The following is a 10,118-nucleotide window of genomic DNA, read 5'->3' as shown; positions in this document are numbered from 1 at the left end:
TATCCCGCATTAACAGGCACTAAGACTCCCGCTTCAAGATTTCAAGACAGTTAAGAACGATAAGCGAGAGTTAAGTGCCTGTAAAAGCCCGATTGGCTCAACTAATACTCAGTAGGGTATGAAGAGCCCCTACTGAGTAAAGTTTCACTGTATCCCGTATTAACAGGCACTAAGACTCCCGCTTCTCTTTACAATAAGGATATATAACAAAATTAAAAGTCGGATTATTCGACTTTTAATTTTATAATAGGAGCGTCTGAAGACTACTTTGTTATTTGACGTAATACTCCTATAATATTATGACTTTTTTTAGTAGACATTCCTAAAATGTAATATAATGGACAAAATCCAGTAATACCCTCTGCAGTTTTCATAGCTCCTAGAGAGATCAAAAATTTTGATTTCCTTGTTATCCCCATTCCAAATATTGTTAAACCACATGTAATACTTGCATAAGAATCAATTAATCCCATATTTTTACTAACCATAATACCCCTCCACTATTAATTAATTTAATGATTATTATGTCTAGAAAGAAAGATATTATTCTATTGCAATTAGCTTTGCCGATGCTACTCCATTTATTTGAGATAAATCCATAATCATTTGATCAATAGATATGGACATTTCTAGCACATCTAAGGTGATTGTCACAATAGCATTGCTATTAATTGGGATATCTTGATTTATAGTCAAAATATTTCCGTTTTTATCAGCTATAATATTTAGTATATTAGATAAAATTCCTTTGTGATGCTCAAGTACAAAGGAAAATGTTGCTTTTCTTCCTAAATCACTAGATGGTACAAATATATAATCTTTATACTTATAAAAAGTACTTCTGCTTATTCCAACTTTTTTTACAGCTTCACTAACTCCTTTGACTTTTCTACTGTCAATAAGGTTTCGAGCTTCAATTACTTTGTCATAGTAATCAGGTAGTATTTCCTTACTGACTATCAAATACTTTGTTAGCATATTACACCACCTTATATATTCGTATAGGTTACACCTTCATAATCTACTCCTAGGTGTTTTAATGTCCAATTGTTATCCAGTTGCTTTATTGAGGGCAGCATTCCTTCAACAAAACGATTACGATCTTCAACAATACAAAATATACTTGGACCAGCTCCACTTAGAAAGCAACCAAGAGCTCCGTGCTTAAGAGCATTTTTTTTGATTTCATCATAACCTGGAATTAAGACTTTTCTGTATGGTTCATGTAAAGTATCTGCAGAAATTGATTTAAGCATTTTACTATCACCATCAATCAAAGATAAAATAAGTAGTGTTGCATTAGAAATATTCGTAGTAGCGTCTTGTAAGCTTATATTATCAGGAAGAACAAAACGAGAATTATTTGTAGATAATCTAAAACTCGGAATAATTAGATAAAAACTATACGTACTTGATACTTCTACTTTTTTTCTTAAAACTGCGTTATTTTGTTTGCTTGTAATGTTCAATCCGCCAAAAAAAGCGGGGGCAATATTATCAGGATGACCTTCAATATCAACAGCCATTTTAAATAAGTCATCGTCGCTATAGGGTTGTCCAAGGAGTAAGTTTGCTCCTACCACACCAGCAACGATACATGTAGCGCTACTACCAAGCCCTCTGCTGAAGGGAATGGTAGTATCAAATTTTATATACATACCTTTTGGATGATTTTTACTATCATAATAAGTTTCGAAGACCTTCATAGCGGATGTGTATACTAAGTTGTCTTCCCATTTTTTTATTTTGCAATTTTCAAAATCTAATTTTTGGCTTGAACAAATAGTAAAGTGATTGTACATTTTTAGCGCTAATCCGAATGAGTCAAATCCAGGCCCTATGTTAGCAGTAGTAGCAGGAACACTTATTTTATACATAGTTTATAATAATATCTTTTCAATAATTTCCTTCATTGCATTTGAAGGAATGATATCTTTGTGAAGAACCGTCGAGTTTTTTAGATTTTTAATTGGTTTAGGTACTGTTAAACTTGCTTTATTAGAAAGTTCGTTTATTAAGCTATATTCTTCTTGATTCTGTATTCCAAAAATTGACTCATACACAGATTTAGTAAATTTAAAAGGACTAGCAGTAGAAAGTATGACATTAGTGGTAGTGTCATTAGTTTCGCTTAGGTAGTCTTGGTAAGCTTTGTAAGCAACAGCAGTGTGTGTATCTAAAACATAATTATACTCTTTGTAAACTTCACTTATGATATTTTTGGTATCCTCCTCATTACAAAAACTACCAAAGAAAAGTTTGTCAATTGAATTTTTCACTGAATCAGGTATAGTATAACTACCTTGGGCATTCAGTTTGTTCATCCACTGATTAATAAGATCAGTATTATTACCACTCATATGAAATAAAAGGCGTTCAAAATTACTAGATATGAGTATGTCCATAGAAGGAGACATAGTTTTAATAAATTCACGATTTTTATCGTATGAGCCTGTTTTAAAGAAATCATATAGTACATTATTGGAATTTGAAGCACAAATCAACTTATTTATAGGTAATCCCATTTCTTTTGCGTAGTAACCTGCTAAGATATTACCGAAATTTCCAGTGGGAACTGTAAAATTAACTTCATCATTCATAGCTATACTACCCTTGTTTACTAATTCTATATAAGAGCTAAAGTAATAGACTATTTGTGGTAATAGTCTTCCTATATTAATTGAATTTGCTGAGGATAAAATAATATTTTTCTCTTGAAGTTCTTTTTTAAAGCTGTTGTCGTTAAAGATATTCTTAACGCCATTTTGAGCATCATCGAAATTTCCTTGTATACCATATACAAATACATTATTTCCTTCTTGAGTGGTCATTTGTTTTTTTTGAATCTCACTCACTCCATCAGATGGATAGAAAACAAATATTTTTGTATTTTCAATATTAGAAAATCCTTCTAGAGCAGCTTTCCCAGTGTCACCAGAAGTTGCCGTTAATATAACAATTTCATCCTCAATTTGTTGAATTTTAGCTGATTTAATAATGAGATGTGGCAGAATACTTAGTGCAACATCTTTGAAAGCTAAAGTGGGACCATGAAATAGTTCTAATATATAATTATTACCTATATTTACAACTGGTGCTACTTCTTTTACTGAGAATTTTTCATAGGATTTATTTATAATTTCTTTTAAACTATCCTCTTCAAACTCTGTTAAAAACTTTGAAAGAATAGAAAAACAGATTTCTTGATAATTTAAATTCTCTAAGTTACTGACATTAACACTAGGGAATGAATCAGGGACAAATAAACCACCTTCATCTGATATTCCTTTTAGGATTGCAAGAGAAGAGGAAACCTTTTGGTTTGACCTAGTACTTTGAAATGATATATTCATTAATATAATAACCTCCATAAAATAATATTGTCATATGCTTTATTATATGATAGAATGTTTTCAGAATAAAAACAAGTGTTTTCAGTATAAAAACAAAATTATTTAGGTGGTGTAAACTTGAAAATTGGTTTATTAGGACTAGGTACAGTAGGATCAGGTGTTTATGAGATAATTAACCATCAAAAAGGGCATTATTTCGCAACTTCCAAGGAAGAGGCAATAATAACCAAAGTAATGGTAAGAGATATTAACAAGATACGTAATATTAATATACCAGATAAATTGTTAGTAACAAATTTTGAAGAAATTGTAAATGATGACGAGATACAGGTTGTCATATGTGTAATGGGCGGTATTGAGTTAGAATATAGCTGTATGATTCAAGCTATGAATAACGGTAAGCACGTGATTACTGCTAATAAAGCAGTAGTATCTGAATATATGGATATTTTATATAAAACAGCTAAACAAAATAATGTAAGTTTTCTATATGAAGCAAGTGTAGGAGGTGGTATACCTATTATAACTTCATTAATACAGACACTGCGCATTAATCAAATAGATGAGATAAAAGGAATCCTTAATGGTACTACTAACTTTATTTTAAGTAAGATGACTGATGAAGGTTGGAATTTTGCAGATACATTAAAAAAAGCTCAAGATATGGGTTTTGCTGAAGCAGATCCAACAGCTGATATTGATGGATCAGATGTTTCTAGAAAATTATCAATCCTATCTTCTATGGCCTTTGGCAGTCATATAAAAGATGAAAATATCTATAAGAGGGGTATAAAAGAAATAAGTGAAGCGGATATAGATATGTTTAATGATTTAGGTTATGTTTTAAAATATCTTGCTCACTCAAAATTAGAGGGTAACAAATACTATGCAACTGTAGAGCCAGTATTGTTGACTAATAAGAATATTATGAGTAATGTCAATGAAGAATTCAATATTGTGTCACTAAATGGCAATATTATTGGGGAGCTACAGTTTTATGGAAAAGGGGCTGGTAAGAACGCAACAGCTAATGCAGTAGTTGGTGACTTGCTTTATATTATTAATAATGATTTTAAGAAGCAAGAAATTACTTTAGAACAACAGTTAGAAAACGGAGGAAATATTGCATTTGAAGGCAAGTATTATTTAAGAGTTGATACAAATGATCATGATCAATTTACTAAAGTAATAGATTTAGTCGATGAGTTCTCTAAGAAAAAGAAGATAACCTTCAATAGTAGTAAAATATACGTACTTACAGAAGAAATTAAGGCGAATATATTCAATAAACTTGTAGATAAAATTAATGCTATAGGTGTTAATTCTTTTTATGCTAGAATTTATTCATAACATGGGGGAAACAAATGAGTGGGTTAATAGTACAAAAATACGGTGGTACCAGTGTTGGTAACATTGAGAGAATTAAAAATGTTGCTAAGCGAGTCGTCAATACTAAGGAGTTAGGTAAAAAAGTTGTGGTAGTAGTTTCTGCTATGGGTGATACTACTGATGACTTAGTAAAAATGGCTTATACTATAAGCAGTAAGCCTACTGAAAGAGAAATGGATATGTTGTTATCAACTGGTGAACAAGTATCTATTGCAATGCTTGCTATAGCTATACAGGAACTGGGGCATGATGTTATATCTCTCACAGGGTCTCAATGTGGGATTATGACTTCTAATCGGCATAGTAAAGCAAGAATTGATAATATAAACACAACTCGTATATCATATGAATTAAATCAAGGGAAAATAATTATTATAGCAGGATTTCAAGGCATAAATAGTGAACAAGATATTACTACATTAGGTAGAGGTGGTTCAGATACTAGCGCTGTAGCATTGGCAGCGGCATTAAAAGCTGAAAAATGTCAAATATTTACCGATGTAGATGGTGTATATACAGCAGATCCTAGGATTGTGCCTGATGCAAAACTGATTCCTGCAATATCTTATGATGAGATATTGGAGTTAGCAAGTTTAGGTGCACAAATCTTGCATCCAAGAGCTGTAGAATTGGCTGGTAACTACAATGTACACCTTGAAGTTAGATCTAGTTTTAATGAAAATAGTGGAACAATTATTGAGGAGGATATAGATATGGAAAAAGTGTTGATTAGAGGAATATCATTAGACGAGAATATCGCAAAGATATCTGTTCTAGAAGTACCAGATAAACCAGGAATAGCATTTAAATTGTTTAGTTCTTTAGCTGGTGCAGATATTCATGTAGATATGATTGTCCAAAATGTTACTAGAAGTGCAGTAAATGATATGACATTTACCGTAGCAATGGATGAACTTCAAAATGCAGTAAATATTGCACAAGAATTTGCTTTTGAAGTAGATGCTCAAAAAGTGGAATACGATAAGGGAGTAGCGAAACTATCTGTAGTTGGAACTGGAGTAGTTGCAAATGCTGAAGTGGCATCCAAATTTTTCGAAGCATTATACGAGATGGAAATTAATATTCAAATGATTAGTACTTCGGAAATTAAAATCTCTTGTATTATTGACAAAGAAAAAGGAAAAGAAGCAATGAAGTATATGCATAAAAAGTTTGATATGTAGTTTTTAATAAATTAGTCTAGATTATAATTATAAACTTGGATAAGGTCAACTTATGAAATAACTTTACTAAAGGTGAGCGCCACGAAAGTCGTTCACCTTTAGTTATTAGAATTCCATTGAGATTTTAATAACTCCAGCTCTGCACTTACTTCATCTACAAAGCCAGTGTCGTCTATAAAAATAAGGTTAAATTTCATATGATATAGTAAGGAATTCATAGTAGATTTTGCTAGTAAAAATGCAGCAACTCCATCACTTAAGTAATTATCATTTCCTATATCTATTATATGTGCAATTACCTCTAATAATTGTTGAACTTTATATGTGATTTCTAATGGGATATTAACTGCTTCTTTATAGCAATTTTGAATATTAATATTTTTTGCTTTTTTTTCATCTTCATTGTTTACTTCTAATTTTTTAGCCTTTATAACAGCATGAAAACATTTAGTATCACGATCCATATCTAATAAAAATTCTTCTTTATAAAAGGAGCAGATAAGTAATAGTTTGTTCAAATCTTTAATGAGTTTAGGATCATCAATCTGATCTAAGGAATGCCTTATGGTCATCTCTGCCATAGCTGTAGCTGAAGCAGCAGATAGTGCTGCAATACTACCTCCAGCAGGTGTGCTAGGTGTTTTGGCTATACCGTTTAAAAAGCATCTAATCGTTTGATCTGCAATGGCCATGATGTAATTCCCCCTAGATATATGTCTATGCAATTAGTATTTGCAGTAAGGGGAAACTTATGACAGGAATTCATAAATAAGCTATAGTTATATTTTTGGTAGATGTATAAAAACAAAATTATTTTCGTAATATGCATTAACACCTTTCTTATCTATTCCCTGTAAGGAAAAGCTTCTTTGACAATATGCATAATTATGTTCTTGTATCATATACTCATCATTTTCTTCATCTAAGATATCTTCTCTTTTTGCCTCTACAAATAATTTTTCATCTTCGATAAAAATTAGTATCTCATCCTTGTCAAAACCTATTAGTTTTATCTCAATAATGTATTCTTCTTCAAGATCTTTTATTTCTAAATCTAACCTTCTTATTTCAAGCTCCTCATTAATAATTTGAGGGATACCTTCCATATCGTTATTAACCCAATTATGTTCAGAATCCATGATTATCAACCTCCTATGATATAATTTTATGCATGAATGTTATAATTGTTAAAAAATTTCTCTCCTAACATATCTAAAAACCAATAATAATATTAAGGCAATTCCTATATAACCAAAAACTGGATAAAAGATTAATATAAGATTTGAAAAGCCTATATATGTTAATTGTAAGGTGAAGATTAAGAATATAAGTATGGTGATAATTCTTGGAAGTTTGATTTTAGGAATAATAAAGTTAAGGCTGCCTACTGCACAGGAAACAGCAGTAGTAAGCATAGAAAAAAATAGTATAGTAGACCAAATAAAGAAGACTAAAAGATTGTAATTTTTTGCTAGTGTTAACATAGGTAGTTCTATATTTGATATTAAAGGATAGTATTGTAGTAAAATAAGATTTATTAAGTATGATGTAGTAAATAAACCAATACCTCCTGTTAGAGCAGAAAGTAATGCTATTTTCCTTGAAGTAATCAAATATCTCGCATCAATTAATACAACTACAGAGACAATAATATTGTAGGAGATGTAAGTAACAGACGAGATACCCCAATTATTTGTAAGATTTAAACCAGTAGAAACTGTATATGAGTTACTTTCAGTAAGTAATAATATGGCAAGTACGTAAATTCCAATAATTAATACTGGAGTAATTATTTGGCTTAAGAGTACAACAGCTTTAATACCAAAGATTAAGATTATAAAACATACGATACTAACAAAAATACTGCTTGTAAAGTAAGAAATACTAAAAATCTCACTTAAGATATTTGCCATTCCTGATAGCATTATACTTAATACTCCTATTAAAAAGATGCAAATAATTATGGAGACTATAAAAGATAATTTTTCTCCTATTAATCGAGTAAATAAGTCGTTAATACTTTCAGGATTGTGTACTCGTATATAGTCAAATAGAACATAACCAACTACAACAAATAGTATACCAGCTAAAATAATTCCAAACCTACTGCTTTCTCCATATATTGTAAAGAATAAAAAAATTTCTTTTCCAGATGCGAAACCTGCACCTATAGTTGCTGCAATGTACAATGAAGAGATTTTAAATACATTTCTAATTTGTTCATTATTCATTAATTCACCACACATACCTTTTAGTATAATGCTATGAGAATAACTTGCAATTTAGAACATTACTAGGCTTCATCCAAATTTATATGACAATAACCATTAGGATTTTTTTGTAAGTAGTTTTGATGATATTCTTCTGCCTCAAAGAATTTTTCAAGGGGTACAATCTCTGTCACAATACTCTTATCAAGGGTTTGTTGATGAGAATTTTTAGAGTTTATTATTATATCTAGGTCTTCATCATCAACATAGTAGATTCCTGTGCGATATTGAGTACCTCTATCATTACCCTGTTGATTAAGGGTAGTAGGATCTATAATAGTCCAGAACTTTTTTAAAATATCATTTAGAGAAATTGTATTTTCATCATATTCCAATATAATAGCTTCTGCATAGTTTGTTGTACCACTACACACATCTTCATAAGTTGGATTAATAGTTGTACCATTAGCATAACCTACTTGAGTTTTGATTACACCTTTAATCTTTTGAAAATATGCTTGGACACCCCAAAAACAACCACCAGCTAATATAATACTTTTCATTTGCTAATCTCCATCCTTTAAAAGTTAGACTATCAAAGCAACAGCCTAGTAAGTGTAATATTTATTAATTGGGATACTCTAGATTTGCTACTGTAGCATTGTATAGCACTTCTAGATATAATTTGCTCTCATATTTTGCCATGTTTAAGTTCATATCTTGGAAATTTCCACACTCTACTGCACTAGCACCAGGGATTAATTCATCGTAATTAGCGATAAATTCAAATAGTTCCGTAATTAAAGGAAGCATAGTATCTGAATTAATATCTTCTGCAATTATCAAATAAAAGCCTGTCCGACATCCCATAGGTCCGAAATATATAATTTGATCTTTATACTTTTCATGGTTCCTTAAAAATGTTGCCCCAACATGTTCTATAGTATGCATTTCAGCGGTATTTAATACAGGCTCTATATTAGGCTGTTTCATTCGTATATCAAAAGTAGTAAGTGTTGTACAGTCTTTTATAGAATCACGCCTCGAGACATACAGACCTTTTAGTAATTTGTTATGATCAATAGTAAAGCTAGTTATAGTATTCATTGATTAACCTCCTCTTTAACGAAATTATATCACTTTTATAAAAAAAATAAAGGGTAATTTCAGACATTATTTTATTGTTACGAAGACTATGAGTTAAGTGTATCCGTGTAGAAGTTTTACGACTATCATTTAAACCTCTCTTGTATTATTGCCATTTAAGATATTTATTACTTATAATATCTATAAGTATAAACAAAAACAGTCCTAGTAAACTTAACACTACAATTCCAGAATACATTTCTACATAATTTATTCTTAACATTGAATCCATTATGAAATAGCCTAAACCATAGGTAGTACCAAATGTTTCTGAAAAAAACAATATAGCGATAGATGTACCTAACGAGATTCTAACTGATGAAAACAGGCTGGGTAAGGATGCTGGGATTAGTATATGTTGAATAATCTGACTATCCTTACTTCCTAAGGCATTTAGAGGGTAATATAGAGTAGGATCTAAATCCTTAATACAATCTCGTATGTTTACAATTATCTGAAATAATACTATCAAAAATATAATAAAAATTTTAGTAAATTCGCCTAATCCAAATAACAACATAAAAATTGGAAGTAATGCTATCTTTGGTATTGGATAGATAAAATATATAATAGGTGAGATATAATCATCTGCTTTTTTAAAGTAACCGACTATAATTCCCATAGGCCATCCAATAGCAATTCCAAAAAGTATACCAAATATAATTCGCGAGAAACTATAAAATATATGTATTATTAGCTTACTGTTGAAAATAGACAGTAAATGGGGTACTACTTTTAGTGGAGACGGAAGTATATTTTTATTTAATATTAAACTTGCTACATGCCACATAACAAGTAATAGTATAGTAGAGACAATTAACTTCTTTTTATTCATT

12 protein-coding genes are annotated in these 10,118 nt (G+C 30.5%); 2 read left to right on the top strand and 10 right to left on the bottom strand.

Annotated elements, in window-relative coordinates; translation table 11 throughout:
- Positions 1-263 precede the first annotated feature (263 nt).
- The 4 genes from GC105_RS14110 to thrC are packed head-to-tail and all read right to left on the bottom strand — an operon-like array spanning position 264 to position 3,353.
- Complete coding sequence (locus GC105_RS14110) at positions 264-488, bottom strand: YgaP family membrane protein (RefSeq protein ID WP_152806102.1); 225 nt, start codon at positions 486-488, stop codon at positions 264-266.
- A gap of 55 nt (positions 489-543) precedes the next feature.
- The gene (locus GC105_RS14105; protein WP_152806099.1) at positions 544-978 is read right to left on the bottom strand and encodes an ACT domain-containing protein; all 435 of its coding nucleotides are present in this window, start codon (positions 976-978) and stop codon (positions 544-546) included.
- A gap of 11 nt (positions 979-989) precedes the next feature.
- A complete protein-coding gene (gene thrB, locus GC105_RS14100) occupies positions 990-1,877 on the bottom strand; it encodes a homoserine kinase (protein ID WP_152806096.1) in 888 nt (295 codons plus the stop codon).
- A 3-nt stretch (positions 1,878-1,880) separates the two neighbouring features.
- Positions 1,881-3,353, bottom strand: coding sequence for a threonine synthase (gene thrC, locus GC105_RS14095; RefSeq protein ID WP_152806093.1), 1,473 nt, complete (start codon positions 3,351-3,353; stop codon positions 1,881-1,883).
- Between the two features lie 117 nt (positions 3,354-3,470).
- On the opposite strand from thrC, the gene GC105_RS14090 reads away from it, so the two are divergent.
- Entirely contained in the window at positions 3,471-4,703 is a 1,233-nt protein-coding gene (locus tag GC105_RS14090) for a homoserine dehydrogenase (RefSeq protein WP_152806089.1), read from the top strand.
- A gap of 14 nt (positions 4,704-4,717) precedes the next feature.
- Positions 4,718-5,926 (top strand): aspartate kinase, encoded by a 1,209-nt coding sequence (locus tag GC105_RS14085; protein WP_152806086.1) that lies wholly within the window; start codon positions 4,718-4,720, stop codon positions 5,924-5,926.
- A gap of 98 nt (positions 5,927-6,024) precedes the next feature.
- Here GC105_RS14085 and GC105_RS14080 read toward each other — a convergent pair whose 3' ends face one another.
- The 6 genes from GC105_RS14080 to GC105_RS14055 all read right to left on the bottom strand — a co-directional run bounded on the left by GC105_RS14080 (position 6,025) and on the right by GC105_RS14055 (position 10,117).
- The gene (locus GC105_RS14080; RefSeq protein WP_152806083.1) at positions 6,025-6,618 is read right to left on the bottom strand and encodes a cyclodeaminase/cyclohydrolase family protein; all 594 of its coding nucleotides are present in this window, start codon (positions 6,616-6,618) and stop codon (positions 6,025-6,027) included.
- An 87-nt stretch (positions 6,619-6,705) separates the two neighbouring features.
- Positions 6,706-7,065 (bottom strand): Hsp20 family protein, encoded by a 360-nt coding sequence (locus GC105_RS14075; protein WP_152806081.1) that lies wholly within the window; start codon positions 7,063-7,065, stop codon positions 6,706-6,708.
- A gap of 48 nt (positions 7,066-7,113) precedes the next feature.
- The gene (locus GC105_RS14070; RefSeq protein WP_152806078.1) at positions 7,114-8,157 is read right to left on the bottom strand and encodes a YkvI family membrane protein; all 1,044 of its coding nucleotides are present in this window, start codon (positions 8,155-8,157) and stop codon (positions 7,114-7,116) included.
- 62 nt (positions 8,158-8,219) lie between these two features.
- Positions 8,220-8,699, bottom strand: coding sequence for a peptide-methionine (S)-S-oxide reductase MsrA (msrA, locus tag GC105_RS14065; protein ID WP_152806074.1), 480 nt, complete (start codon positions 8,697-8,699; stop codon positions 8,220-8,222).
- A 64-nt stretch (positions 8,700-8,763) separates the two neighbouring features.
- On the bottom strand, positions 8,764-9,243 hold the full coding sequence (locus GC105_RS14060) for an S-ribosylhomocysteine lyase (RefSeq protein ID WP_152806071.1): 480 nt from the start codon (positions 9,241-9,243) through the stop codon (positions 8,764-8,766).
- Between the two features lie 145 nt (positions 9,244-9,388).
- Positions 9,389-10,117, bottom strand: coding sequence for an ABC transporter permease (locus tag GC105_RS14055; protein WP_152806068.1), 729 nt, complete (start codon positions 10,115-10,117; stop codon positions 9,389-9,391).
- Position 10,118: the final 1 nt, after the last annotated feature.

It is taken from the genome of Alkalibaculum sporogenes, from assembly GCF_009362815.1.
In the GTDB taxonomy this organism is placed as follows: Bacteria; Bacillota; Clostridia; order Eubacteriales; family Alkalibacteraceae; genus Alkalibaculum_A; species Alkalibaculum_A sporogenes.
This window is presented reverse-complemented; position numbering and strand designations above follow the sequence as displayed.